Annotated in this window: 23 protein-coding genes and 2 tRNA genes; 15 read left to right on the top strand and 10 right to left on the bottom strand. The window is 70.7% G+C overall.

The window, feature by feature from the left end; genetic code table 11:
- The first annotated feature begins 32 nt into the window (after nucleotides 1–32).
- The 5 genes from hppD to IE212_RS30375 are packed head-to-tail and all read left to right on the top strand — an operon-like array spanning nucleotide 33 to nucleotide 5,452.
- On the top strand, nucleotides 33–1,097 hold the full coding sequence (hppD, locus tag IE212_RS30395) for a 4-hydroxyphenylpyruvate dioxygenase (RefSeq protein WP_190201182.1): 1,065 nt from the start codon (nucleotides 33–35) through the stop codon (nucleotides 1,095–1,097).
- Between the two features lie 52 nt (nucleotides 1,098–1,149).
- On the top strand, nucleotides 1,150–2,067 hold the full coding sequence (locus IE212_RS30390; RefSeq protein WP_190201181.1) for a phytanoyl-CoA dioxygenase family protein: 918 nt from the start codon (nucleotides 1,150–1,152) through the stop codon (nucleotides 2,065–2,067).
- Nucleotides 2,067–2,975 carry a prephenate dehydrogenase gene (locus tag IE212_RS30385; protein WP_190201180.1) on the top strand — a complete coding sequence of 303 codons (909 nt, stop codon included), beginning with the start codon at nucleotides 2,067–2,069 and terminating at the stop codon, nucleotides 2,973–2,975. Before IE212_RS30390 ends, IE212_RS30385 begins: the two co-directional genes overlap by 1 nt.
- Before the next feature lie 3 nt (nucleotides 2,976–2,978).
- Entirely contained in the window at nucleotides 2,979–4,313 is a 1,335-nt protein-coding gene (locus IE212_RS30380; protein WP_229864646.1) for an aminotransferase-like domain-containing protein, read from the top strand.
- Between the two features lie 50 nt (nucleotides 4,314–4,363).
- On the top strand, nucleotides 4,364–5,452 hold the full coding sequence (locus IE212_RS30375; RefSeq protein ID WP_229864645.1) for an alpha-hydroxy acid oxidase: 1,089 nt from the start codon (nucleotides 4,364–4,366) through the stop codon (nucleotides 5,450–5,452).
- A 126-nt stretch (nucleotides 5,453–5,578) separates the two neighbouring features.
- On the opposite strand, the gene IE212_RS30370 is transcribed toward IE212_RS30375, so the two are convergent.
- Nucleotides 5,579–6,277: an SDR family oxidoreductase gene (locus IE212_RS30370; protein WP_190201179.1), complete on the bottom strand. Its 699-nt coding sequence runs from the start codon at nucleotides 6,275–6,277 to the stop codon at nucleotides 5,579–5,581.
- A gap of 390 nt (nucleotides 6,278–6,667) precedes the next feature.
- On the opposite strand from IE212_RS30370, the gene IE212_RS30365 reads away from it, so the two are divergent.
- The 4 genes from IE212_RS30365 to IE212_RS30350 all read left to right on the top strand — a co-directional run bounded on the left by IE212_RS30365 (nucleotide 6,668) and on the right by IE212_RS30350 (nucleotide 10,314).
- Nucleotides 6,668–7,390, top strand: coding sequence for a M50 family metallopeptidase (locus IE212_RS30365; RefSeq protein WP_190201178.1), 723 nt, complete (start codon nucleotides 6,668–6,670; stop codon nucleotides 7,388–7,390).
- A gap of 108 nt (nucleotides 7,391–7,498) precedes the next feature.
- Nucleotides 7,499–8,815: a 3-phosphoshikimate 1-carboxyvinyltransferase gene (aroA, locus tag IE212_RS30360; protein ID WP_190201177.1), complete on the top strand. Its 1,317-nt coding sequence runs from the start codon at nucleotides 7,499–7,501 to the stop codon at nucleotides 8,813–8,815.
- A gap of 17 nt (nucleotides 8,816–8,832) precedes the next feature.
- Nucleotides 8,833–9,843 (top strand): ribosome small subunit-dependent GTPase A, encoded by a 1,011-nt coding sequence (gene rsgA / locus IE212_RS30355; protein WP_190201176.1) that lies wholly within the window; start codon nucleotides 8,833–8,835, stop codon nucleotides 9,841–9,843.
- Between the two features lie 147 nt (nucleotides 9,844–9,990).
- Nucleotides 9,991–10,314 (top strand): DMT family transporter, encoded by a 324-nt coding sequence (locus IE212_RS30350; protein ID WP_030232322.1) that lies wholly within the window; start codon nucleotides 9,991–9,993, stop codon nucleotides 10,312–10,314.
- A 7-nt stretch (nucleotides 10,315–10,321) separates the two neighbouring features.
- On the opposite strand, the gene IE212_RS30345 is transcribed toward IE212_RS30350, so the two are convergent.
- Nucleotides 10,322–10,930, bottom strand: a complete 609-nt coding sequence (locus IE212_RS30345) for a TetR/AcrR family transcriptional regulator (RefSeq protein WP_190201175.1) — start codon at nucleotides 10,928–10,930, stop codon at nucleotides 10,322–10,324.
- Between the two features lie 250 nt (nucleotides 10,931–11,180).
- Between IE212_RS30345 and hisN the strand changes: the two genes are divergently transcribed.
- From hisN to IE212_RS30330, 3 genes are all read left to right on the top strand, one after another.
- Nucleotides 11,181–11,981 carry a histidinol-phosphatase gene (gene hisN / locus IE212_RS30340; protein ID WP_190201174.1) on the top strand — a complete coding sequence of 267 codons (801 nt, stop codon included), beginning with the start codon at nucleotides 11,181–11,183 and terminating at the stop codon, nucleotides 11,979–11,981.
- Between the two features lie 128 nt (nucleotides 11,982–12,109).
- Nucleotides 12,110–12,502, top strand: a complete 393-nt coding sequence (locus IE212_RS30335; protein ID WP_190201173.1) for a CBS domain-containing protein — start codon at nucleotides 12,110–12,112, stop codon at nucleotides 12,500–12,502.
- Nucleotides 12,503–12,625: 123 nt separating this feature from the next.
- The gene (locus tag IE212_RS30330) at nucleotides 12,626–13,042 is read left to right on the top strand and encodes a Fur family transcriptional regulator (RefSeq protein ID WP_190201172.1); all 417 of its coding nucleotides are present in this window, start codon (nucleotides 12,626–12,628) and stop codon (nucleotides 13,040–13,042) included.
- A 108-nt stretch (nucleotides 13,043–13,150) separates the two neighbouring features.
- Here the strand turns inward: IE212_RS30330 and IE212_RS30325 are convergent.
- From IE212_RS30325 to IE212_RS30310, 4 genes are all read right to left on the bottom strand, one after another.
- Nucleotides 13,151–13,224 (bottom strand) — tRNA-Met (locus tag IE212_RS30325).
- Nucleotides 13,225–13,284: 60 nt separating this feature from the next.
- Nucleotides 13,285–15,108, bottom strand: coding sequence for a tetratricopeptide repeat protein (locus IE212_RS30320; RefSeq protein ID WP_190201171.1), 1,824 nt, complete (start codon nucleotides 15,106–15,108; stop codon nucleotides 13,285–13,287).
- 234 nt (nucleotides 15,109–15,342) lie between these two features.
- Nucleotides 15,343–15,416 (bottom strand) — tRNA-Met (locus tag IE212_RS30315).
- A 56-nt stretch (nucleotides 15,417–15,472) separates the two neighbouring features.
- Nucleotides 15,473–18,400, bottom strand: a complete 2,928-nt coding sequence (locus IE212_RS30310) for a UPF0182 family membrane protein (protein WP_229864651.1) — start codon at nucleotides 18,398–18,400, stop codon at nucleotides 15,473–15,475.
- Between the two features lie 162 nt (nucleotides 18,401–18,562).
- Here IE212_RS30310 and IE212_RS30305 point away from each other — a divergent pair, with 162 nt between their 5' ends.
- Entirely contained in the window at nucleotides 18,563–19,105 is a 543-nt protein-coding gene (locus IE212_RS30305; protein WP_190201169.1) for a PPA1309 family protein, read from the top strand.
- 42 nt (nucleotides 19,106–19,147) lie between these two features.
- Here IE212_RS30305 and IE212_RS30300 read toward each other — a convergent pair whose 3' ends face one another.
- The 4 genes from IE212_RS30300 to IE212_RS30285 form a co-directional block, all read right to left on the bottom strand.
- Nucleotides 19,148–20,239, bottom strand: a complete 1,092-nt coding sequence (locus IE212_RS30300; protein WP_190201168.1) for a YlbL family protein — start codon at nucleotides 20,237–20,239, stop codon at nucleotides 19,148–19,150.
- A gap of 102 nt (nucleotides 20,240–20,341) precedes the next feature.
- Nucleotides 20,342–20,506, bottom strand: a complete 165-nt coding sequence (locus IE212_RS30295; protein ID WP_190201167.1) for a hypothetical protein — start codon at nucleotides 20,504–20,506, stop codon at nucleotides 20,342–20,344.
- Between the two features lie 116 nt (nucleotides 20,507–20,622).
- Nucleotides 20,623–21,084, bottom strand: coding sequence for a molybdenum cofactor biosynthesis protein MoaE (locus IE212_RS30290; RefSeq protein ID WP_190201166.1), 462 nt, complete (start codon nucleotides 21,082–21,084; stop codon nucleotides 20,623–20,625).
- Between the two features lie 60 nt (nucleotides 21,085–21,144).
- The gene (locus IE212_RS30285; RefSeq protein WP_190201165.1) at nucleotides 21,145–22,266 is read right to left on the bottom strand and encodes an SDR family oxidoreductase; all 1,122 of its coding nucleotides are present in this window, start codon (nucleotides 22,264–22,266) and stop codon (nucleotides 21,145–21,147) included.
- Between the two features lie 192 nt (nucleotides 22,267–22,458).
- On the opposite strand from IE212_RS30285, the gene IE212_RS30280 reads away from it, so the two are divergent.
- Nucleotides 22,459–23,910 (top strand): zinc-dependent metalloprotease, encoded by a 1,452-nt coding sequence (locus IE212_RS30280; protein ID WP_190201164.1) that lies wholly within the window; start codon nucleotides 22,459–22,461, stop codon nucleotides 23,908–23,910.
- Nucleotides 23,907–24,434 carry an NUDIX hydrolase gene (locus tag IE212_RS30275; RefSeq protein WP_190201163.1) on the top strand — a complete coding sequence of 176 codons (528 nt, stop codon included), beginning with the start codon at nucleotides 23,907–23,909 and terminating at the stop codon, nucleotides 24,432–24,434. Before IE212_RS30280 ends, IE212_RS30275 begins: the two co-directional genes overlap by 4 nt.
- Nucleotides 24,435–24,603 lie beyond the last annotated feature (169 nt).

The following is a 24,603-nucleotide window of genomic DNA, read 5'->3' as shown; positions in this document are numbered from 1 at the left end:
CCTGTCCGAACATGAAAACAGAAGGGTTTTGCATGGATATCGGGGCCGTAGACCACGTCGAGTTCTACGTCGGAGATGCCCAGCAGTCCGCGTTCTACCTCTGCACCGCTTTCGGCTTCCGTATTTGCGGCCAGGCCGGTCCCGAGACCGGGCAGGCCGACTACCGCTCGCTGCTGCTGCGCCAGGGCGGCATCGAGGTCGTCCTCACCTCCGCCCTCAACCCCTCCCACCCGGCCGCCTCCTACGTGATGCAGCACGGTGACGGTGTCGCCAACATCGCCTTCGAGGTCGGCGACGCCGCCAAGGCCTTCGAGTTGGCCGTCGAGCGGGGCGCCACCGCCGTCGAGCAGCCCACCGTCCACAGCAAGGACGGCACCGAGGTGGTCACCGCCACGGTCCTGGGCTTCGGCGACGTCGCCCACCGGTTCGTCCAGCGCACCGGCGACCGCGAGCAGTTCCTGCCCGGCGTGATGGACATCATCGCCACCGACCCCGAGGCGGGCGAGGAGCTGCTGAGCACCGTGGACCACGCGGCGATCTGCCTGCCCGCCGGCCGGCTGCGCCCCACGGTCGAGTTCTACGAGAAGGTCTTCGGCTTCTCGCAGATCTTCGAGGAGTTCATCGAGGTCGGCAGCCAGGCCATGGACTCGAAGGTCGTCCAGAGCCCGTCCGGCAAGGTGACCTTCACCCTGATCGAGCCGGTCACCGACCGTCAGCCCGGCCAGATCGACACCTTCCTGGCCCGGCACGGCGGCGCCGGCGTGCAGCACCTGGCGCTGCTGTGCGACGACATCGTGGGCACCGTGCAGACCCTGGAGAAGCGGGGCGTCAGCTTCCTTCAGACACCGGACTCGTACTACGAACAGCTCCAGGAGCGCTTCGAGCGCCCGAACCTCCAGGTCGAGGACCTGCGCCGGACCAACGTCCTGATCGACGAGGACCACTGGGGCCAGGTGTTCCAGATCTTCACCCAGTCCCAGCACGTACGGAAGACGTACTTCTGGGAGGTCATCGACCGGCACGGCGCCCGCACCTTCGGCAGCGGCAACATCAAGGCGCTCTACGAGGCGGTCGCCCGCGAGAAGGCCGTCTCCTGACCCTGCTCCACGCGCCGTCCCCGCACCGAACCACGTACCTGTAAGGAAGATCATGGCCATCCAGGACGCCCAGAGCTTCACCCTCACCGACGAGGAGCGCGCGCTCCTCCCGACCGACGAGGACGTCGTCTTCTACGCCGAGCACGGCTGGTACCTGTCGAAGAAGCTGTTCACCGACGAGGAGATCGACCAGCTGGAAGCCGCCAGTGAGCGCTTCTACGCCGGCCACCGCGACCGCACCCTGCCGGTACGCCCGCCGAAGCTGGCCTACTGGGAGCCGGAGAAGGGCGACGTCCAGCGGCACAACGACTACATCCACTACGAGGACGACACCATAGGCCGCATCCTGCGCAAGCCGCTGCTGGGCGCCGTGGCCGCGCGTCTGGCCGAGGCCGAGCAGATCCGCGTGTTCCAGTCGACGCTGATCTACAAGCCCCCGGTGGCGCATGAGCAGTCGAACATCGTGCCCTGGCACTTCGACCGCCACTACTGGGCCACCTCCACCTCCGAGCGGATGCTGACCGCGTTCATCCCCTTCCACGACTGCGGTGAGGAGATGGGCACCATCACGATGGTCGACGGCAGCCACCTGTGGAAGGAGACGTCGGACAACGACGCCACCTCCCTGCACTTCGCCGAGCGCGACCGCTCCGAACTGGAGCAGATGCTGGAGGACAACGCGGCCTTCAACGGGGTCGAGGTCAACAAGATCCCGGTCTTCATCCCCAAGGGTCACGTCAACTTCCACCACTGCCGCACCTACCACGGCAGCGGTGCCAACGTCAGCGACCGCCCGCGCCGCGCCATCTCCTTCCACCTGCAGGACGGCGAGAACCGCTACCGCGACTTCTTCCGTTCCGACGGCACCCAGGTCCACTACAACCACGACGTGCTGGTGCGGCGCACCGCGGAGGGCACCCCCGACTACAGCGACCCCGAGTATCTCCCGCTTCTGTGGAGCCACCACTGATGCGCAGTGCCGCAGTGGTGGGAACCGGCCTGATCGGTACCTCGATCGCCCTGGCCCTTCGGGGCCGGGGCGTGACCACCTACCTGATCGACGCGAACCCGGAAGCGGCGCGCACCGCCGCGGAACTCGGGGCCGGAATCGCGGGAACGCCTCGTGGCCCGGTCGACCTGGCCGTCATCGCGGTACCGCCGAGGCACGTCGCGGCGGCGCTGAAGGAGCACCAACTGCAGGGGCTCGCCGAGGACTTCACGGACGCCGCGAGCATCAAGGAACTGCCCCAGCGGGAGGCGGACCAGGCCGGCTGCGACCTGACCCGCTTCGTCGGCGGGCACCCCATGGGCGGCCGGGAGCAGTCCGGCCCGCTCGCCGCCCGGGACAACCTGTTCCACGGGCGGCCCTGGGTGCTCACTCCGTCCGCGCACACCCGGGCGCAGACCGTCGAACGCGCCCGGCACCTGGCCGAGTTGTGCGGTGCCCGGCCGGTCGTGATGGCCCACGCCGAGCACGACCGGGCGGTGGCGCTCACCTCGCACGCCCCGCACCTGGTGTCGAGCCTGCTCGCGGCGCGGTTACTGCACGGCGACCCCTCCCAGCTGGGGCTCGCCGGACAGGGACTGCAGGACATCACCCGCCTCGCCGCGGGCAGCGCCGACCTGTGGACCGACATCCTCGGCTCCAACGCCGTGGCCGTCGCCGACGTCCTCGCCGGTTTCGCCGAGGACCTGCACCAGGTGCTCGACGCCCTGCAGGGCCTGGGCACCGCCCAGGAGCCGGAGCAGCAGCGCGTCCACACGGACCGGCTCACCACGGCCCTGGTCCGCGGTGTCCAGGGCCGGGCCCGGATCCCCTCGCGCACCACGGCCCCCACCCCGATCACGGCCTACGCGGCCGCGCCGAGAGGAGTCTGAGCGGTGACACCGCAGACCCTGCCGTCCTCGCGGGCCCTGGCGCTCGACGAGCTGCACGGGTCGCTCAGCGACCCGGTCCTCGACGCCATGAACTTCCTCAACGAGGTGGTCGGCCGGTTCCCGCAGGCCATCTCCTTCGCGCCCGGCCGGCCCACCGAGGGCGACTTCGAGCCCGAGGACCTCGCGCGCCACCTGCACACGTACACCAGTCACCTGGAGGAGACGCTGGGCTGGTCGCGCGACCGGGTGCGCACCCAGCTGTTCCAGTACGGCCGCACAGGCGGGATCATCCACGAGCTGATCGCCCGGACGGTCGCCAACGACGAGGGGATCGAGGTGCCCCCGGAAGCCGTCGTGGTGACGACCGGCTGCCAGGAGGCGATGCTCCTCATCCTGCGGGCGCTCTTCGCCGCTCCCGAGGACACGCTGCTGGTCAGCTCGCCGTGCTACGTGGGCATCACCGGTGTGGCCCGGCTCCTGGGCATCCGGGTGCGGGCCGTGCCCGAGGGCCCCGCCGGTCCGGACCCCGAGGCCGTGTCGGCGGCCGTGCGCGCCGCCAGGGAGGCCGGCGAACGCCCCAGGGCCTTCTACGTCGTCCCGGACTTCGCCAACCCCTCCGGCACCAGCATGAGTCTCCCGGACCGCGAACGCCTGCTGCGGGTGGCCCAGGAGGAGGATCTGCTCGTCCTGGAGGACGACCCCTACGGTTTCTTCGTGCGCACCGGCTCGGCCCGCCCCACGCTCAAGGCCCTCGACGCGGGCCGCCGCGTGGTCCACCTGGGCTCCTTCGCCAAGACGGCGCTGCCCGGGGCCCGGGTGGGTTACGTCATCGCCGACCAGGAGGTCATCGGCCCGGGCGGCCGGCGTTCGCTGCTCGCCGACGAGCTGTCGAAGATCAAGAGCATGACGACCGTCAACACGTCGGCCGTCAGCCAGGCCGTCATCGGCGGACTGCTCATCGAGAGCGGCTGCCGGTTGCGGGAGGCGAACGCCGGGGCCATCGCGTACTACCGCACGAACATGGACACGCTCCTCGGCGAGCTGGAGCGGCACTTCCCCGCGGAGCGCCGGGCCGAGCTCGGCATCTCCTGGAACCGTCCGGACGGCGGCTTCTTCACCGTCGTCACCGTGCCCTTCGCCGCCGACCACAAGGCCCTGGAGCTGTCCGCGCGCACCTACGGCGTGCTGTGGACGCCGATGAGCGACTTCCACCTGGACGGCGGTGGCACCCACCAGCTGCGCCTGTCGTGCAGCGCGCAGAGCCCGGAGGCCATCATCGAGGGCATGGCCAGGCTGGCCGCCTTCATCACCGCGCAGAGCCCCGGCACCGCCGCCTGACGGCCGGTGTCCCGAACCCCTTGACCAGTACGGCGAACGGAGGAGATGTGGTGCTGGCGCTGCGCGCGTACGAGGCGGCGGCCAAGGAGCGGCTACCGCGACCGGTGTGGGACTTCTTCGCGGGCGGCAGCGGCACCGAGTCGATGCTGACGGCGGGGCGGGAGGCCCTGGACCGGATCCGGCTGCGGCCGCGCTGTCTCGTCGACGTCTCCCACTGCGACCCCCGCACCGAACTGCTCGGAGCGGACCTCGCCGCCCCCCTGGGCATCGCTCCCATGGCGTACCACCAACTGGCCCACCCGGAGGGCGAGGTGGCGACGGCGCGGGCCGCGGGTGAGGCCGGTGCCCTGTTCACGGTCAGCATGTTCGCGAGCCGGACACTGGAGGACATCGCCGCCGCGGCCACCGGCCCGCTGTGGCTGCAGCTGTACTGGCTCAAGCGCCGCGACCTCCTGGTGGACCTGATCCACCGGGCCGATGCCGCCGGTTTCCGCGCGCTGGTCCTCACCGTCGACGCGCCCAGGGTGGCGTTCCGTCCCCGGGATGCCGCCAACGGGTTCGCGGTGCCCCCGGGCATCCGGGCGGTCAATGTGGCGCACGACGTGATGGCCGCCTCGCACAGCGGCCGGGACGGGGAGTCGGCCATCGCACGGCACTCCAAGGAGCAGTTCGACGCCTCGATCACCTGGGAGGACCTCGCCTGGTTGCGGGAAGTGACCTCCCTGCCCGTGGTGCTGAAGGGCGTGCTCACCGGTGAGGACGCCGAACTGGCCGTCAAGCACGGCGTCTCGGGGCTGGTCGTCTCCAACCACGGCGGCCGCCAGCTGGACTTCTGCCGCAGCGCCCCCGACGCCCTCGCCGAGATCGTGGACGCCGTCGCCGGGCGGTGCGCGGTCGTCCTCGACGGCGGCATCCGGCACGGCGCCGACATCGCCAAGGCCCTGTGTCTGGGCGCGGACGCGGTGATGGTCGGACGCCCGGCCCTGTGGGGGCTCGCCCACTCCGGCGCGGAGGGCGTCGCGGACGTCCTGCGGTTGCTCACGGGCGAGTTCGAGGAGGTCATGGCCCTGATGGGGGCGCCCACCGTGGCCGGCTTCGAGCGGTCCGGGGTGGTCCTGCCCGGGTGTGCCCACGCCTGAGTCCGACGCCGCGCGTCCGCCCGGATGCCCGGATGCCCGGAGGCCCGGAGGCGCCCTCGGCCCCGTGCCGCGGAATACGCGGCGGGGCCGAGGGCGCCTTCTCGTACGGTCGAACGGGGCGCGGTGTCAGCCGAGCTGTCCGGCCGGCCGCATGGTGATGTGGTTGATGTCCACGCCCGCGGGCTGGTTGACGGCGAAGACGATCGTGTCCGCGATCTGCTCGGCGGTCATCGGCGGCGTCGCCTCGGGGGTCCCGCCGCGCTTGTCCCAGAACGGAGTGTCCACCACCCCGGGGGCGATGACGGTCACGCCGATCCCGTCCTTGCCGACCAGCAGCCGGGTGTTCTCGGCCAGCGCGTGCGCGGCCCACTTGGTGACCGAGTACAGGTTGCCGGGCGTGTTGCGCACCCCGGCGACCGAACCGATGACCACGATGCGGCCCTTGGACTCCCTGAGGTGCGGCAGGGTCTCCCGCACGAGCAGGGCAGGGCCCAGGACATTGGTGAGGACCATGGCGCGCATGTCCTCGGGGGCGTGGCTCTCCAGGTTGCCGGGCAGCGAGAAACCGGCGTTGGCGATGACGTTGTCCAGTCGGCCCCACGTGTCCAGCACCTGGCGCACGGTGGAGGCGACGTCGTGCTCGTCGGCGGCGTCGCCGGTTATCGTCAGCAGTCGCCCGCCCGCTCCGGCCGAAGCGGCGAAGGCGGCCAGCTTGTCCGCGTCACGTCCGGTGACGGCCACGCGGTGACCCTGCCCGAGCAGGGCGCGGGCGGTGGCGGCGCCGATTCCGGTCGAGCCACCGGTGATCAGCGTGACGGGTTCCATGCCGGCCTCCTCAGTGATGTGGTCACCGGCGTCCGCCGGAATCGCGGACGTCGATGGGCGCTGGGTTGCGCGTGAGGTCGACCGGCCCCGGGCCGCCGCCGGTTCTCCGAAACGCCTGCACTATACCCAGAGATCTTCCCGCCGAGCCGGTGAACCATCGCTGACCGGTCACGATGCCGACGAAGTGGCCGAACAGGCGCTGCCGGCCGCCGTGTTGGGCCGAGTGCGGCGCGAGGTCCCGGGCGCACTCGCGCTCTCCCGGCACAGCGGACCGGGTTTCTCGCCGCCGTGGCCCACGCCGCAGTCTTCGGATCCTCATCTCGGATACGGTCCGCACATACGTGCCACACCGCCCGGATTCCACCCGCCCTCAGGGAGTCACCGCCGCACATGGACAGCACCGCAACCGCCTCCCTCGCCTCCCTCTGGGACGAGGTCTCCGGCACCCAGCCCGACCCCGACCTCTGGGTGGTTCTCGCGACCCTGGTGGCCGCGCTCGCCGTGGTGATCCCGCACGGCCCTTGGCGCATCTCCCGCAACGCCATCACCATCGCCCACGAAGGCGGGCATGGGCTCGTGGCCCTGCTCACCGGCCGCACGCTCACCGGCATACGGCTGCACTCCGACACCAGCGGCCTGACCGTCAGCCGCGGCAAGCCGCACGGCATCGGCATGATCCTGACGGCCGCCGCGGGGTACACCGCCCCTCCCCTGCTGGGCCTGGGCGGCGCGGCCCTGCTGGCCGCCGGCCGCATCACGCTCCTGCTGTGGCTGGCCACCGCCCTGCTGCTGGCCATGCTCGTGATGATCCGCAACGCCTACGGCGCCCTCACCATGATCATTACCGGGGGTCTGTTCGTCCTGGTCTCCTGGCTGGCCGGTCCGCAGGTGCAGGCGGCGTTCGCCTACGTGGTGGTGTGGTTCCTGCTGCTGGGCGGAGTGCGCCCGGCGTTCGAACTCCAGGCGAAGCGGGCGCGGGGCGGGGCGGGCGACTCGGACGCGGACCAGCTGTCGCGCCTGACGCACGTACCGGCGGGGCTGTGGTTCTTCCTCTTCCACGCGGTGTCGCTGTGCTCGCTGATCGGCGGAGGACGCTGGCTGCTGGGCCTGTGACGTACCCGAAGGGTGTCCGGGCTGTGCCGGTGTGCGGCTCCGCCGCGTGGGCACGGCCGGCTCCGACGGCGCCGCACTCGGACAGCGGCCTGCTTATACAGTAAAGGCATGGCCCCGAACACCGCAGAAGCCGCCCTCTGGCCCGCCCCGCACGCGAGCGGAGCCGTCAACGCGACGGTCCACGTGCCCGGGTCCAAGTCGGTCACCAACCGCGCCCTGGTCCTCGCCTCCCTCGCCTCGGAGCCCGGCTGGCTGCGCCGCCCCCTGCGCTCCCGCGACACCCTGCTGATGGCCGGCGCGCTGCGCGCCATGGGAGTCGAGATCGAGGAGGGCGTGGGCCCCGACGGCACCGGCGAGGCCTGGCGCGTGCTGCCCACGGGCCTGCGCGGCCCGGCCACGGTGGACGTCGGCAACGCCGGAACGGTGATGCGGTTCCTGCCGCCGGTCGCCGCGCTCGCCGACGGTCCCGTCCGGTTCGACGGCGACCCCCGCTCCTACGAGCGTCCCCTGACCGGGGTCATCGACGCGCTGCGTCAGCTCGGCGCCCGGATCGACGACGACGGCCGTGGTGCGCTGCCGCTGACCGTGCAGGGCGGCGGTGCCCTGGACGGCGGCCCGGTCGCGATCGACGCGTCCTCCTCGTCGCAGTTCGTGAGCGCCCTGCTGCTGTCCGGGCCACGCTTCAACCAGGGCGTCGAGGTCCGCCACACCGGCGCCACCCTGCCCTCCATGCCGCACATCCGCATGACCGTCGACATGCTGCGCGCGGTCGGCGCCCAGGTGGACACCCCCGAGTCGGGCGGTGAGCCGAACGTCTGGCGGGTCACGCCGGGCGCCCTGCTCGGCCGGGACCTGGTCATCGAGCCGGACCTGTCCAACGCCCAGCCGTTCCTGGCGGCGGCTCTGGTGACCGGCGGCAAGGTCGTCATCCCGGACTGGCCGGCCCGCACCACCCAGCCCGGTGACCGGCTGCGCGAGATCTTCACGGAGATGGGCGGCTCCTGCGAACTGACCGAGTACGGGCTGGTCTTCACCGGCTCCGGCTCGGTCCACGGCATCGACGTCGACCTGAGCGAGGTCGGCGAGCTGACGCCGGGCATCGCGGCGGTCGCGGCCCTCGCGGACTCCCCGTCGACCCTGCGCGGCGTGGCCCATCTGCGGCTGCACGAGACGGACCGGCTGGCCGCGCTGACGAAGGAGATCAACGAGCTCGGCGGCGACGTCACCGAGACCGCCGACGGTCTGCACATCCGCCCGCGCCGCCTGCACGGTGGGGTCTTCCACACCTACGACGACCACCGCATGGCCACGGCCGGCGCGATCATCGGCCTGGCGGTGGAGGGGGTGCGGATCGAGAACGTGGCGACGACGGCGAAGACCCTGCCCGACTTCCCCGACCTGTGGACCGGGATGCTCGGGGCGTAGGACGCGGGGATCACGTCATGCGCCGCTACGGCAAGCACACCGACGAGGACGACATCCGCACCCGTCCTGGCCGCCGGAACACCCGGCCGCGGACCAACATCCGGCCCAAGCACGAGGACGCCGCCGAGGGCCTCGTCCTCACCGTCGACCGGGGCCGCCTGACCTGCCTCGTCGAGGACCGTGTGGTCATGGCGATGAAGGCCCGCGAGCTGGGCCGCAAGGCGGCGGTCGTCGGCGACCGGGTGGCACTCGTCGGCGACCTGTCGGGCAGGAAGGACACGCTCGCCAGGATCGTGCGCATCGAGGAGCGGACGTCCGTGCTGCGTCGCACGGCGGACGACGACGACCCGTACGAGCGCGTGGTCGTCGCCAACGCCGACCAGCTCGCCGTCGTGACCGCCCTGGCCGATCCGGAGCCCCGGCCCCGGCTCATCGACCGCTGCCTCGTCGCCGCCTACGACGGTGGTCTCGATCCGCTGCTGGTCCTGACCAAGTCGGACCTCGCGCCACCGGACAAGCTGCTGGAGCTGTACGGGGACCTCGACATCCCCTACGTCGTCACCAGTCGCGAGGAACTGGAGAGCGGCGTGGCCGTCGAGCGGGTGCGGGAGGAGCTCGACGGAAAGATCACCGCGTTCGTCGGCCACTCCGGTGTCGGCAAGACGACCCTGGTCAACGCGCTGGTGCCAAAGGAGCGGCGGCGCAGCACGGGGCATGTGAACGCGGTGACGGGCCGAGGCCGGCACACCACCACCTCGGCGCTGGCGCTGCCCCTGGCGGGCGGCGACGGCTGGGTGATCGACACACCTGGCGTGCGGTCCTTCGGGCTGAACCACGTGGACCCGTCCCGGGTCATCCACGCCTTCCCGGACCTGGAGCAGGGCACCGAGGGCTGTCCGCGCGCGTGCAGCCACGACGAGCCCGACTGCGCGCTGGACGCGTGGGTGGCCGAGGGGCATGCGGACCAGGCGCGGCTGTTCTCGCTGCGGCGGCTGCTGGCCACGCGGGACCGCAAGGAAGGCGACTGACCTCCGCGTTGTTTGTCATCGCCTGCGGACGGTAAGTGCATAATCGCACCAAGCCATATGCAAGACCGGCCAGAAGGCGAGAAGTCCGGCGAACCAGGTCGAACCAACTGAGCGGTCACTGAACGTGGGACACGGGAGGAACGACTCATGGCGTGGCTGCTGGTCATCGTGGCCGGGTTGCTGGAGACCGGCTTCGCCGTGTGTCTGAAGCTGTCGCACGGCTTCACACGGCTCTGGCCGACGGTCGCGTTCTGCGTCTTCGCCCTCGGCAGTTTCGGACTGCTGACCCTGTCGCTGAAGAAGCTCGACGTGGGGCCCGCCTACGCCGTGTGGACGGGCATCGGCGCGGCGGGCACGGCGATCTACGGCATGGTGTTCCTGGGCGACTTGGTGTCGACGCTGAAGATCGTGTCCATCAGCCTCGTCATCATCGGCGTGATCGGGTTGCAGCTGTCGGGGTCGGCGCACTGACGCCCCGTCAGCCCGCCTGCCGCTGGAGGGCGCCGCGGACCAGGTCGGCGACGCCGCCCTCGCCCGGGGGCGCGGCCACACAGGACAGGGCGAGCCGGACGGCGAGTTCGCAGGAGCGGGCCAGGTCGGCGGTGTCGGACCGGGGAGTGCCCGGCCCGGCCAGGACACTGACGGCGCGGTCGCGGACCAGGCTGACGAAGTCGCCGGGTGAGGGCAGTGGGCCGTCGGCGCGGCGCTGGGCCGGCACGGTGGAGGCGGAGGGGACGGCCGACAGGGCCGGGGAGGGCAGCCGTTCGTTCCAGCAGCCCGTGAGCATGGCGCGGACGAGGGAGTTCTCGCGGGCCACGGACGTGGTCCACTCGGCGGCGGCGGTGAGCCGGTCGCGGGGGTCGCTGTGGTTGGCGAGCGCGCGGTCGACCCCGGCGAGATACCCGTCGGCCTCCCTCCTCACGAGCGCCCGGGCGAGCCCGTCCTTGCTGCCGAACTCGTTGTACAGCGTCTGCCGGGACACTCCCGCCGCCGCGGCCACGTCCACCATGCGCACGGCGGACCAGGGCCGGCGCGCCAGCGCCGCGTAAGCGGCGTCCAGTAGCGATTCCCGCGCTGCAGGCATCATCGCCTCCCCTTGGGGCGAGCGGCTGTGCGCCCAGGTTTGACGCGCCCGGATCGACTGTCAAGGGTTCGCGGGCACGTGCGGGGGGCGCCTTTGAGCCGATCTGCGCGGCGCGTTCGCCTTTCACCAGTGGTGGAGCCGGATCCCGCCCGGCCGTCGTCCCCGTACCGGCGCCGAGCCCCCACAACGCCCCCACACCTACCCGCAAACCCCCGGTAGCCCCACCCCCACCTCGGCAGATACCGTTCGTCACATGCCCGACTACCTCGACGACCTGCGTCTCGCCCACGTCCTCGCCGACGCCGCCGACGCCGCGACGACGGACCGGTTCAAGGCCCTCGACCTCAAGGTCGAGACGAAACCGGACATGACCCCGGTGAGCGAAGCGGACAAGGCCGCCGAAGAACTCATCCGCGGCCAGCTCCAGCGCGCCCGCCCCCGGGACGCGATCCTCGGCGAGGAGTACGGCGTCGAGGGCACCGGCCCCCGCCGCTGGGTGATCGATCCCATCGACGGCACGAAGAACTACGTACGCGGCGTCCCGGTGTGGGCCACCCTCATCGCCCTCATGGAAGCCGGCGAGGGCGGCTTCCAGCCTGTCGTCGGCGTGGTGTCCGCCCCAGCGCTCGGCCGCCGCTGGTGGGCCGCCAAGGGCTACGGCGCCTTCACCGGCCGCAGCCTCACGAAGGCGACCCGCCTCCAGGTCTCCCGTGTCTCCAAGCTCTCCGACGCCTCCTTCGCGTACTCGTCCCTCAGCGGCTGGGAGGAGCAGGGCCGCCTGGACGGTTTCCTGGACCTCACCCGCGAGGTCTGGCGCACGCGCGCGTACGGCGATTTCTGGCCGTACATGATGGTCGCGGAAGGCTCCGTCGACATGTGTGCCGAGCCGGAGCTGTCGCTGTGGGACATGGCTGCGACCGCGATCATCGTCACGGAGGCCGGCGGCAGCTTCACCGGACTCGACGCACGCCCCGGCCCGCACAGCGGCAACGCGGCCGCGTCCAACGGGCTGCTGCACGACGAGTTGCTCGGGTTCCTCAACCAGCGCTACTGAGCCCCCGCGCATACCGAGCGCCCCCTTGTTGACCCTCCCTTTACCTGCCACTCTGAGAGCCCGCCCCCTTGTGAAATTGTGAAGAAATGAACAAACGGCGGGGACACTCCCAGGAGGTGGCTCCCTTCATGCTCGTCCGTGACGCCATGAGCACCGTCGTCCTCACGATCGGCCCGAACCACACCCTTCGCCAGGCCGCCGCACTGATGTCCGCCCGCAAGGTCGGCGCGGCCATCGTCCACGACCCCGACGCCGGCGGCATCGGCATCCTCACCGAACGCGACATCCTGAACTCCGTGGGCCTGGGGCAGGACCCGGACGCGGAGCGCGCCCACGCCCACACCACGACCGACGTCGTGTTCGCGGCCCCGGTCTGGACCCTCGAGGAGGCGGCCCGCGCCATGGCGCACGGCGGCTTCCGGCACCTCATCGTGCTGGACCACGACGAGCCCGCCGGCATCGTCTCGGTCCGCGACATCATCCGATGCTGGGCACCGGCACGCCAGCAGGTGCCCGCCTGACAGTGCGGACGGGCCGGGCCCCGGAAGAGGCCCGGCCCACCGCTGGACATCATCTAAAGCTGGAGAAAATCCAACTTCACACCTGTTCGGGACCTGGTCCCTTTTGCTGTTAGTCTGGTGGGCATGAGTGACCTTCTGGAACGCCTGCGCGGACGCGGTTGGCGGATGACCGCGCAGCGACGCGTCGTGGCCGAGGTCCTCGACGGCGAACACGTCCATCTGACGGCCGACGAGGTCCACTCCCGGGCCGTCGCCAAGCTGCCCGAGATCTCCCGGGCGACCGTCTACAACACACTGGGCGAGCTCGTGACCCTCGGCGAGGTGCTCGAGGTCTCGACCGACCAGCGCGCCAAGCGGTACGACCCGAACGCCCACCGGCCGCACCACCACCTGGTCTGCGCCCGGTGCGGCGCGATCCGGGACGTCCACCCGATCGGCAACCCGCTGGCGGACCTCCCCGACTCGGAGCGCTTCGGCTTCACGGTCTCGGAGGTCGAGGTGACGTACCGCGGTCTCTGCCCGAACTGCGCGGCCGCCTAGCCTCCCCCACACGCGGCAAGCCCCGGTACCGACAGGTACCGGGGCTTCGCGCGTCTCTGGATACACCTGGGGCCGGAACCCTTCCGGATTCCGGCCCCAGGCCTTCAGTAGCGGGGACAGGATTTGAACCTGCGACCTCTGGGTTATGAGCCCAGCGAGCTACCGAGCTGCTCCACCCCGCGTCGGTGAATGCAACGTTACGTGAGCGCAGAGGGCAGATGCAAATCGATGGTGAGTCAGCCTCAAGCCGACAGCTCCTGCCGCAGCGCGTCCCGCAGCCGCTCCGCCCGCTCCGCCACGGATTCCGGCCCGAGCGACACCGCACGCTCGGCCCACCGCTGCCCCTCCGCGAGCTCACCCCGACGCGCGTAGACCAGGGCCAGCCGCAACGCCGCCCGCCCGTGCCCCGCATCGGCCGCCCGTGTCCACCACAGCGCCGCTTCGGGCTCACTGCCTTCGCGAGCCAACAGCAGCCCCAAGTTGAACGCGCCGTTGCGCGACCCGGCCTCGGCGGCCTCGCGATACCACCGAGCCGCCTCGACGACATCCCCCCGGGCCGCCGCCAGCATGCCGACCCGCACCTGCGCCCGCCGATGCCCCTGCGTGGCAGCCCGCTCGTACCACTCCTCGCACTCGCTCCGCCGGTGCACCGGCTCGCCCAGCTCATGGGCCGGCTCCGGCGGCCGCCGCGCGTCGAGCACCGTGGCCAGCCGGTACGCGGCCTCGGCGCTCCCGCCCCCGGCCGCACACCGCAGGTGCCGCTCCGCCTCCTGCTCGTCGCCCTCCCGCAGCCGCGCCATGCCGACCTGGAGCGCCGCCTCGGTGTGCCCGGCGGCGGCGGCCCGCTCGTACCAGCCGAGTGCGGCCCTCTCCTCGCCGCGCCCGGCGTGCAGGATGCCCAGGTTGAACGCGGCGTCCACGCTCCCGGCCTCCGCGGCCTTGGAGAACCACGGCTCCGCGCCCGTCTCGTCCCCGCCCCGGAGCAGCAGGATCGCCAGCGCGTTGGCGGCCTCACGATGCCCGGCGTAGGCCGCCTGCCGGTACCATTGCTCGGCCTGCTGCGTACGTCCCTGCTCGGCGCAGAGCAGCCCCAGGTTGTACGCGCCGTTCACGTCGCCCGCGTCCATCGCGGCCCGGTACCACCGCTCGGCGGTCTGGGTCTCGCCTCGTTCGGCGTGCAGCGCGCCCAGCGCGTTCGCCGCGTTTCCGTCGCCGTCCTGAGCGGCCCGCAGCCACCACACGGCGGCGTTCTCGGTGTCGCCCGCGTCGCGCAGCAGGAACCCGAGGGCACAGGCGGCCCGGGCCTCGCCGTCCTTGGCGGACGTCAGGTACCAGCGCCCGGCCTCCTTGAGCTCGCCGCGCCTCTCCAGGATCGTCCCGAGGTGCAGCGCGGCTCTGCGGTGCCCGCGTGCGGCGGCCTGCCGGTACCACTGCTCGGCCTCCTGCGGAGCCCGGACACCGGTGTCCCCACCGGTCTCCGGCGCCGCCCTGTGATCCAGCGCCCGCGCCAGCCGGTACGCCGCCTCCCGGTGCCCGCGCTCGGCCGCCACCCGCATCCACCGCTCGGCCGCGGCGTCACCGCGGTGCTCCAGCAGATCGGCGAGGGCGTACGCGCCCAGGGTGTGGCCCTGTTCGGCGGACTGCCTCAGCCAGTACTCGGCGGCCGGTTCGTCACCGCGCTCACGGTGGTGCCGGCCGAGGGCGTGCGCGGCCGCGGCGGATCCGGCGACGGCGGCGATCCGCCACCATCCGGCGGCCTCGTCGGCGTAACCGCGCTGATGGAGAAGGACTCCCAGGTTGTTGGCGGCGGCCCGGTCGCCCGCGGCGGTGGCGGCACGCAGATGGGGTTCGGCACCGTCGAGATCACCACGGCGCAACAACATGGCCCCGAGGACACTCATCGCCTCGACGTCGCCGGCCTCCGCGGCGAGCCGCTGACGCAGCTCTTCGGCCGCCTCGTCGGCGATCTCCCCGGTCTCGTCCGCGGTCTCGGTGTCCTCCCGGCCGGAAGGCTGCACAAAACGCCCTGTCTCGAACAGAGTTCCCTTGTCCCCCATAACGTCCATCGTCGCACCACCTGCAACCTGGGTACACCTCGTATACCGCAGCCATTGAGGTCACTACAGCGTTTTGTCGACATGCCCACAGAGAGACAAGTCAAACACAGATTGCACAACTCCCCCCGCCGGCACGGCCACAGCAGGCGTCAGCACATGCGTTCACACATCACGAAGGCCCGGATTCCGCTGTGGAATCCGGGCCTTCGGTGTCGCTCCGTCGCTCGAACATCGCGACTTCAGTAGCGGGGACAGGATTTGAACCTGCGACCTCTGGGTTATGAGCCCAGCGAGCTACCGAGCTGCTCCACCCCGCGCCGTTGTGTTCACAACCGTACCACGGCGCGGGATGGGCATTTGACCAGGCCAGGAGCTAACTGCTCGGCTTGGGGCTCGGGCTGCCGCTCGGGGCGGTGCCGGGCTTGCTCGCCCCGCCCCCGCCGCCGGTCCGGCTCGCCTGTGCGTCCTCGGCTCGCTGCAGGGCTTCCTCAAGGTCCTTCTGCGCCCGGCCGTACGCCTCCCAGTCGTTGTTCTTCAGGGCCTCCTGACCCGCGTCGAACGCCTTCTGCGCGTCCTCCAGGGCCTGTTGGACCGTCGGATTGTCGGAGGTCGGCGGCGGAGTCGTATCGCCGCTGTCCGGGGGCTCAGGAGTCGCCCCGTCGGCTCCGAAGATCTTGTTGAGGGCCTCGTCGAGCGTGTTCTCGAAGGCGGTCTGGCCTCCGTAGGTCACCAGGACCTTGCGCAGCAGCGGGTACTTCAGTCCACCACCGCGTACGTAGACCGGCTCCACGTAGAGCAGTCCTCCGTCGAGCGGCACCGTCAGCAGGTTGCCGTACTCCACTTCGGAGTCGCCGCCCCTCAGGAGCCTGATGGACTCGGCGATGTCCTCCTGGGAGTTGAACTGGCTCTGGACCTGCTTCGGTCCGTTCACCGTGGTGTTGGTCGGCAGTTTGAGGATTCTGATCTTGCCGTAGTCACTCGTGCCGGCCTCGGCGTCGACCGCCATGAACGCGCTGAGGTTGTCCCGGCCGGTGGGGGTGAAGGTCGTCGTGAGCGAGAACGACTGCGCCTGCTGGTCGGGCATCTTCATGCTCAGGTAGTACGGCGGCACCGCGCTGCCCGAGCGGTTCGTCGGGTCGTCCGGCACCTGCCACACCTCGCTGCCGCTGAGGAACGTCGTCGCGTCCTTCACGTGGTAGCGCGTGAGCAGCTCACGCTGGACCTTGAACAGGTCCTGCGGATAGCGCAGATGGTCCATCAGGTCCTTGGAGATGTCGCTCTTGGGCTCGACCGTGTCCGGGAAGGCCTTCATCCAGGTCTTCAGGACCGGGTCCTTGGTGTCCCACTGGTAGAGCTTGACCTCACCGGTATAGGCGTCGACGGTCGCCTTCACCGAGTTGCGGATGTAGTTGACCTGGTTCTGCTGGGCCACCACGGCGCGGTTGTCGTTGGTGGCGGTGAGCGAGTCGGCGGTGGTGTCGCCGAGCGTCGTACGCGAGGAGTACGGGTAGCCGTTCGTCGTCGTGTAGGCGTCGACGATCCACTGGATCTTGCCGTTCACGACCGCCGGGTAGGCGTCGCCGTCGATGGTCAGCCACGGGGCGACCGCCTCGACGCGCTCCTTGGGCGTGCGGTTGTACAGGATCCGCGAACCGTCGCCGATGGCACCGGAGTACAGGATCTGCGGCTCGCCGAACGCCAACGCGTAGGCGGCCCGGTTGACCGGGTTGGAGAGGTCGACCCCGCTGTCGCCCTTGTAGCTGGTGGTCTTCTCGCCGTTGTCGTCGGAGTAGTCGATCTCCTTCTGGGGACCGCCCACGATCGAGTACGTGGTGGTCTTCTCGCCGTAGTAGACGCGCTGCTGGTACGTGCCGAGGTCGCCTTTGGAGGGCAGGTCGGACTCCGTGAAGTTCGGACGGCCCTGGGCGTCGGCACTGGTGCCCTCGGCGGCCACCACTCCGTACCCGTGGGTGTAACGGAAGTGGTTGTTGATCCAGTTCTTCTTCGGGATGCCCGCGAGGTTCAGCTCACGCAGGCCGATGACCGTGTCCTGTTCCTTGCCGTCCTTGGCGTACCGGTCGACGTCCAGGTTGTTCGGGAACGCGTAGTAGTTCCTGATCTGCTGGAGCTGCTGGAACGTCGGCGAGACGATGTTCGGGTCCATGATCCGGATGCTCGCCGTGGAGTCGACGTCGTCGCGCAGCCTGGTCTTGTCCTCGGCGTTGCCGGTGCCCGAGTAGTCGGTGACCTTGGTGCCGTCGATGCCGTAGGCCTTGCGCGTCGCCTCGAGGTTCTTCTCGACGTACGGCGCTTCCTTGGCCTGCTCGTTCGGCTGGACCTGGAACTTCTGCACGATCGCCGGGTACAGGCCGCCGATGAGGATCGCGGAGAGCACCATCAATCCGAAGCCGATCACGGGCAGCTGCCAGGTGCGCCGCCAGATGGTGGCGAAGAACAGCAGCGCGCAGATGACGGCGATGCAGAACAGGATCGTCTTGGCCGGCAGGTAGGCGTTGGCGTCGACGTACCGCAGGCCCGTCCAGTTGTCGGTCGCCCTGAAGTCACTGGACTTGACCGCGAGTCCGTACCGGTCGAGCCAGTACGCGACCGCCTTCAGAGCCACGAAGACACCGATGAGCACGGACAGGTGCCCGGTGGCCGCCGCCGTGGCGCGGGCCCCCGGGCTGGTGACGCGCAGCCCGCCGTACAGGTAGTGCGTGAGCGCGGCGGCGATCACGGACAGGATCGCGGCGGCGAAGCCGAAGCCGAGCAGGAACCGGTACCAGGGCAGGTCGAAGGCGTAGAAGGAGACGTCCAGCTTGAACTGGGGGTCCTTCTGGCCGAAGGGCACGCCGTTGATCCACATCAGCCAGGTACGCCACTGGCTGGACGCCGAGGCACCGGCGATCAGGCCCACCAGGGCGGTGATCCCGAGCAGCAGCCACGTCTTGTAGGGCGCGATGCCCATCCGGTAGCGGTCGAGGTTCTGCTGCTCCATCGACATGGCGCTCAGCGGCGGCCGCAGCCGGTGCGCCAGCCAGATGTTGAAGCCGACCGCGAGGGCCATGAGCAGACCGAAGACGAAGAAGAGCCCGATCTTGGTCCACAGGGTGGTGGTGAAGACCGACGAGTAGTTCACCGACCGGTACCAGAGCCAGTCCGTCCAAAAACCCGCGAACATGGTGAACGCCATGCCGAGGACGGCCAGGACGCCCAGCGTCATGAGCAGGGTCCGGACACGCCGGGACGGGCGGCCCACTCTGATCCGCGGCCCTGTCGGGCCTCCGCCGCGGTCCGGCATCTGGAAAGCCAAGGTGCGCACCTCGAATGTCGCTGTTGATTCGTAAGCCCGCGTCTTCACGGACCGATTGCGGCCCCCGTGATCGTGGGCCCCCACCTATGCAACTTACTCACCGTTTACTCGGTTCCCGATTCCGGCCGGGAACGAGGCAGGATTGTGACCATGTCCAACACTCCCATGGCTGCGAACCCGCTCACCCGGGCCGTCCTCGAGATCGACGAGTACGTCTCCGGCCTCGGCTGGGACCAGCCCGCCCGCCTTTTCGCCCTCGTCGACACCGCGCGGCTGCGCGCCGAACAGCCCTCGCTCGCCGACCGGCTCGGTCTGGACGACGCTTCGGAGCACTCCGGTCTGACCCCGATCGAGCAGGAGGAGATTCCGACGGGCAAGCCGCTCGACGAGTTCCTGGCCACCATCGCCTGGCCCGACGCGGTGGCCGGCTGCGCCCTCACCGTGGAGCGACTGATGCTGCCGCCGTCCGCGGAGGCTCAGGTTCCGCAGAATCTGGACGAGGCCGCGCTGACGAAGTGGGTGGCGGAGCACGCCGAGCGCCAGGAGGTCCGGATGACGGTCGCGGTCCTGCGCGACGGCACCCGCGACTCGGCCCTGCGCCTGCGTGAGAAGGACTCCCCCACGGAGGTCCTCACCGGTTCCGGCCTGGTGCCGGGCCTGGCGGAGGCATTGTCGGCGACGTTCGAGGAGTAGCCGGACGGCCGTGCGGCCCGGACCGGTACCGGGTTCGCCGGCCTACCTGCGGCACTTCGGGAGATCGGCCGTGTCACCGCTGCGGAGGTCCTCGAGGGCGCCCAGGGCGTCCTCGATGGTGTCCACCTTGATCAGGGTGAGGCCCTCGGGGGTGTCCTTGGCGGCGGCCGCGCAGTTGTCGGCGGGCGTCAGGAAGTACCGTGCGCCCTTCGCCCGTGCACCCACGGTCTTCATCTCGATGCCGCCGATCGGTCCGACCTTGCCCTGGTCGTCGATCGTCCCCGTGCCGGCCACGAACCTGCCCCCGGTCAGACTGCCCGGCGTGAGCTTGTCGTAGATGCCCAGCGCGAACATCAGACCGGCGCTGGGGCCGCCGACGTCGGCCAGCTTGATGTCGATGGTGAACGGGAACGTGTGGTCGGTCCCCGCGGAGATCCCCACTATGGCGCGCTTCTCGCCGGTGTCGTCGGAGGTCGTCGTGGTGATGGTTACGTCCTGCGTCTTCGTCGGGGTCCGCTTCTCCTTCTCCGCGGCGGCCTGCTCCTTGGCGGGGACGATCGTGAAGCGGACGTCCTGGCCCGCCTTGTGCTTGGTGACGAGCTTCGCGACGTCGGCCGGCTCCTTCACCGCCGTGCCGTCGACGGCCTTGATCACATCCCCGGCGTGCAGTTTGCCCTCGGCCGGAGAGCTTTTGACGACCGTCGAGACGATCACCCAGGACTTCACCGGAACGTCGAGTTCCTTGAGTGCCGCGACCTTGGCGCTCTCCTGGGACTGACTGAACTCCTCGGCGTTCTCCTGGGTGGACTGCTCCTCGGTCTTGCCGTCCGGGTAGAGCGTGTCGTGCGGCACGACCTTGTTGTCATGGGCGAGCCAGCCGTAGACGGCCTCGACCAGGTTCATCCGGTAGTCGGCACTGGTCACCCGGACCGTCGTCATGTTCAGGTGGCCACTGGTCGCATACGTCTTGCGCCCCGCGATCTGCAGCACCGGCTCACCGTCGTGGTCGCCGAGCGTGTTCACCGTCGGCCCCGGGGACATCTCCGAATACGGCACGGGGATGAACACTCCCGCGCACAGAAGCGCGATCAGCATCAGGGTGGAGGCGAGCATCGTCGCGGTGCGGCGTGGCATGACTCGACAGTACGGGACGGGCCTGTCAGCGCACCGTCAGGGCCGCCCGTCCGGGGCGGCCCTGTGCTCTCAAACGCGTGTGACCTGCTGTTTCCCTGGCCTTCAGCTGCCCTGTCGGGGCTTTTCCATGGCCTCGCGGAAACGGGCGTAGCCGATGAGTTCCGGGCCGTCGCCCCGAGCCTTGCGGGTCCGGTTGGCCCAACTGCCCCAGAGGCCCGCGCCGATGGCAGCCACAAGCGGAATCAGCAACCAGGCGAGCGCCGCCATGCCGACCTCCCTACCCCATTGAGCGTCCGCAACTGACTGATCAGCAGATTAACCATCCGCAGTGACAACGCTCACGCCAGGGGTGCGGTTACGCAACTGGAGCCGGACCTCCCGCTCTAGCAGGCCCCGACCCACTCCTCGGTGCCGTCGGAGAATTTCTGGTGCTTCCAGATCGGCACTTCGTGCTTGAGGTCGTCGATCAGCTTCCGGCAGGCTTCGAAGGCCTCTCCCCGATGCGGACACGAGACGGCGACGACCACGGCGAGGTCACCGACCCGGAGGTCCCCCACCCTGTGCACGGCCGCCAGCGCCCGCACCGGGAACTCGGCGACGACCTTCTCGGCGATCCGCCTCATCTCGGCCTCGGCACTGGGGTGGCAGGAGTACCCCAGCTCCGCCACGTCCGCGCCGCCGTCGTGGTTCCGCACGGTCCCCACGAAGAGCGCGGTGCCACCGGCCGCGTCGTCCCCGACGGCCCGGAACACCTCGTCCACGGAAAGGGCCGTGTCCCGAATCCCGATCAGCTTGATCGGGTCCTGCGCGGCCTGCTCACCGGGGTGATCGTTCGTGGATGCCATGCCTCCATCGTGCCGCACGGGGCCGGCGGCACGGAACAGAGCTGCCGGCCGGCCGGGCTCCTAGATCCGCCGCCGGGCCTTCCGTGCCCGCCGCACCACCGCCGCAGCGCCCAGCAGCGCCACCGTCGCACCCGCGGCACCCGCGGCCGTCGCGTCCTTGCGGCCCAGTCGCCGTCCGGCCACCGTGTGCCGGCCGGAGACCTCCTCCAGGAGCTCCGCCAGCACCTCCTCGTTGGTGTACCGAGGGCGCCACCCGGCGTCGTGCAGCCGGCTGCCGCTCACCACCCAGGGATACATGGTGTAGGCCAGGTCGCCCGCGGGAGAGGGCGTGAGCCCGATGCGGTGCAGGCGCGCCGCCGCGCCCAGCGCGACCGCCGACGGCAGCTCCATCCGGCGGATTCCGCTGAGCTCCTCGACCTCCTCCTGCTCCAGCCACCCCTCGCAGCCCACGGCGAGTTCCCCGTCGGCCTTCTCCAGGACGGCGTACTCCAGCGCGCTGCACAGATCCTCGACATGACAGAACTGCCACGCCGGCCGCGAACCGGCGACGACCAGCAGCCGCGGGGACTCGAAATACCTGGTCAGCGCGGTGTCGGTACCTCCGACCAGGACGGCCGGCCGCAGCACGGTGACGTTGAGCCCCGGGTGCGCCCGTGGCGCCCGCCGGGCCAGCCGCTCGATCTCCAGCAGGTCGCCGACGCCCGTCGCCTCCGCCGTGGCCCGCAGCTCCGCGTCCTCGGACAGCGGCAGCTCGTTGTCCGGCAGGGCCCCGTAGACCATCGTCGAGGTGCACAGCACGACCCGGTGCACTCCGGCCGCCGCGGCCGCCGTCAAAACGGTCTGCGTCCCCCGCACGTTGTAGGCCGTTCGGGCGGCCGCGTCGGTCTCCAGGTCGAGATCCAGCGCCAGGTGCACCACCACGTCGGCGCCGCGCAGCTTGTCCGCGATGGCCGGATCCCGTACGTCGAGGATGTGCCACTGCGCCGCCGCACAGTCGCCGCGTCGTTCGTCGATGGCCAGCACCTGTTTGACCTCGGCGGACGCGGCGAGCCGCTCGGTGAGCAGCGCTCCGACGCCGTACGCGGCGCCGGTGACCGCGACGACGGGTCCACGCGCCGCGGCACCCGCGGCACTGTTTGACTGGTTTCGCGCTGCGCGAACCTGCGGATCTGGGGAACTCACCGGGCGTCTCCAGCGGTTGTCTTCAGTACGAGCGCGAGTGATGCGTGCGTACCAGGTGGCATCCATCCTGCCGCAGGCGGTCAGTCGGCGAAGCACTGAGGCCCGATCCGTCCCAGGTGTCTACGCTGGGTGGTGTTGTCGGGCAGCCGCGCCGCCGGAAAGAACCGGCGGCCCTACCAGCCGAGGAATCCCGTGAGTGACACCCCATTCGGATTCGGCCTTCCGCCGGAGGAGCCGGACGACGGCGACGAGGGCAAGAAGAAGGACCAGCAGAGCGGTGGTGGTCAGGGACCGTCCAACCCGTTCGGTTTCGGCGGCCTGCCCGGAGCCGGAGGCTTCGGCGGCGGCCCCGGCGGCCCCGGTGCGGACAATCCGTTCGCAGCCATGTTCGGCTCTCTGAACCCCAACGACCTGGGCGCCGCTTTCCAGCAGCTGGGCCAGATGCTCTCCTACGAGGGCGGCCCGGTGAACTGGGACATGGCCAAGCAGATCGCCCGCCAGACCGTCTCCCAGGGCAGCCCTGACGGCACCAAGGACGCGAGCGTCGGCCCCGCCGAGCGCAAGGCCGTCGAGGAGGCCGTCCGCCTGGCGGATCTCTGGCTCGACGACGCCACGTCGCTGCCGTCCGGCTCCGCCTCCGCGGTGGCCTGGAGCCGCGCGGAGTGGGTCGAGGCGACCCTGCCCGCCTGGAAGGAGCTCGTCGACCCGGTCGCCGAGCGCGTCGGCACGGCCATGGGTGACGTCCTGCCGGAGGAGATGCAGGCCATGGCCGGCCCGCTGATCGGCATGATGCGCTCGATGGGCGGCGCCATGTTCGGCACGCAGATCGGGCAGGCCGTCGGCGTGCTGGCCGGTGAGGTCGTCGGCTCGTCCGACATCGGCCTGCCGCTCGGCCCGGCCGGCAAGGCCGCGCTGCTGCCGGTCAACATCGAGGCGTTCGGCAAGGACCTGAGCGTCTCCCAGGAGGAGGTGCGGCTGTACCTCGCCCTGCGCGAAGCCGCCCACCAGCGCCTCTTCGCGCACGTGCCGTGGCTGCGCTCGCACCTGTTCGGCGCGGTCGACGGCTACGCCCGCGGCATCAAGGTCGACACCGCCAAGCTGGAGGACGTGGTCGGCCAGTTCGACCCGCAGAATCCGGAGCAGCTGCAGGAAGCGCTTCAGCAGGGCATGTTCCAGCCGGAGGACACGCCTGAGCAGAAGGCCGCCCTGGCCCGTCTGGAGACGGCTCTGGCGCTCGTCGAGGGCTGGGTGGACGCGGTGGTCCACGCCGCCGCGAAACCCCGTCTGTCGTCCGCCGACGCCCTTCGCGAGACGCTGCGCCGCCGCCGCGCCTCGGGCGGCCCGGCCGAGCAGACGTTCGCCACGCTGATCGGTCTGGAGCTGCGCCCCCGGCGTCTGCGCGACGCCTCCCGTCTGTGGGCCTCGCTCACCGACGCGCGCGGCGTCGACGGCCGGGACGCCCTGTGGCACCACCCGGACATGCTGCCCACGGCCACCGACCTGGACGACCCGGACGGCTTCGTGCACCGCGAGCAGATCGACTTCTCCGAGCTCGACAAGATGCTCGGCGAGGCGGCGGACAAGCCCGACCTGAAGAAGAAGGACGAGGGCGACGACAAGAGCAAGGGCGACGACGCCGAGTGAGCCTGTACGACGACGCGGTCCTCGTGCTCAAGGGCTACGAGGACCAGGCGGACCTGCGGCAGGACTACCTGGACCACCTGGCAGCGCATCCGGACGGCCTGTGGAAGGCCTGCCGGGCGGGTCACATCACGGCGAGCGCCCTGATCATCGACCCGGAGGGCGGCCGGGTGCTGCTGACCCTGCACAGGAAGCTGCAGATGTGGTTGCAGATGGGCGGCCACTGCGAGCCGGACGACAGCTCGCTCGCGGCCGCGGCCCTGCGTGAGGCGACGGAGGAGTCCGGCGTCTCGGGGCTCTCCCTGCTGCCGGGCGGCCCGGTGCGCCTGGACCGCCACCCGATCCCGGCTCCGTGTCACTGGCACTTCGACGTCCAGTACGCGGCCCTGGCGTCCCCGGACGCCGCGCACACGATCAGCGAGGAGTCCCTCGACGTGCGCTGGTTCGGGTACGACGAGGTTCCGCAGGTGGCGGACGAGTCGGTCGTACGACTGCTGCAGGCGACGCGGGCGAGGCTCGCGGTCTGAGCATGAGAAGGGGCGACCGTTATGACGATCGCCCCTCACGTGTCTGTCCTGACCGTGGATCGCGCCCCTTTTTCTTGGGGGCGCGGGGAACTGCGCGACCAGCCACAACCGGCCCGCAGGCCAGGGCGAGCCCCCCCCCCCCCCCCCCCCCCCCCCCCCCCCCCCCCCC

The sequence above is a fragment of the Streptomyces djakartensis genome, from assembly GCF_014651075.1.
Lineage (GTDB): Bacteria > Actinomycetota > Actinomycetes > Streptomycetales > Streptomycetaceae > Streptomyces > Streptomyces djakartensis.
This window is presented reverse-complemented; position numbering and strand designations above follow the sequence as displayed.

Coding starts and splice junctions, on each gene's coding strand:
- hppD (WP_190201182.1), top strand. CDS start 33: ATGGATATCGGGGCCGTAGACCACGTCGAGTTCTACGTCGGAGATGCC.
- IE212_RS30390 (WP_190201181.1), top strand. CDS start 1,150: ATGGCCATCCAGGACGCCCAGAGCTTCACCCTCACCGACGAGGAGCGC.
- IE212_RS30385 (WP_190201180.1), top strand. CDS start 2,067: ATGCGCAGTGCCGCAGTGGTGGGAACCGGCCTGATCGGTACCTCGATC.
- IE212_RS30370 (WP_190201179.1), bottom strand. CDS start 6,277: ATGGAACCCGTCACGCTGATCACCGGTGGCTCGACCGGAATCGGCGCC.
- IE212_RS30365 (WP_190201178.1), top strand. CDS start 6,668: ATGGACAGCACCGCAACCGCCTCCCTCGCCTCCCTCTGGGACGAGGTC.
- aroA (WP_190201177.1), top strand. CDS start 7,499: ATGGCCCCGAACACCGCAGAAGCCGCCCTCTGGCCCGCCCCGCACGCG.
- rsgA (WP_190201176.1), top strand. CDS start 8,833: ATGCGCCGCTACGGCAAGCACACCGACGAGGACGACATCCGCACCCGT.
- IE212_RS30350 (WP_030232322.1), top strand. CDS start 9,991: ATGGCGTGGCTGCTGGTCATCGTGGCCGGGTTGCTGGAGACCGGCTTC.
- IE212_RS30345 (WP_190201175.1), bottom strand. CDS start 10,930: ATGATGCCTGCAGCGCGGGAATCGCTACTGGACGCCGCTTACGCGGCG.
- hisN (WP_190201174.1), top strand. CDS start 11,181: ATGCCCGACTACCTCGACGACCTGCGTCTCGCCCACGTCCTCGCCGAC.
- IE212_RS30335 (WP_190201173.1), top strand. CDS start 12,110: ATGCTCGTCCGTGACGCCATGAGCACCGTCGTCCTCACGATCGGCCCG.
- IE212_RS30330 (WP_190201172.1), top strand. CDS start 12,626: ATGAGTGACCTTCTGGAACGCCTGCGCGGACGCGGTTGGCGGATGACC.
- IE212_RS30320 (WP_190201171.1), bottom strand. CDS start 15,108: ATGGACGTTATGGGGGACAAGGGAACTCTGTTCGAGACAGGGCGTTTT.
- IE212_RS30310 (WP_229864651.1), bottom strand. CDS start 18,400: ATGCCGGACCGCGGCGGAGGCCCGACAGGGCCGCGGATCAGAGTGGGC.
- IE212_RS30305 (WP_190201169.1), top strand. CDS start 18,563: ATGTCCAACACTCCCATGGCTGCGAACCCGCTCACCCGGGCCGTCCTC.
- IE212_RS30300 (WP_190201168.1), bottom strand. CDS start 20,239: ATGCCACGCCGCACCGCGACGATGCTCGCCTCCACCCTGATGCTGATC.
- IE212_RS30295 (WP_190201167.1), bottom strand. CDS start 20,506: ATGGCGGCGCTCGCCTGGTTGCTGATTCCGCTTGTGGCTGCCATCGGC.
- IE212_RS30290 (WP_190201166.1), bottom strand. CDS start 21,084: ATGGCATCCACGAACGATCACCCCGGTGAGCAGGCCGCGCAGGACCCG.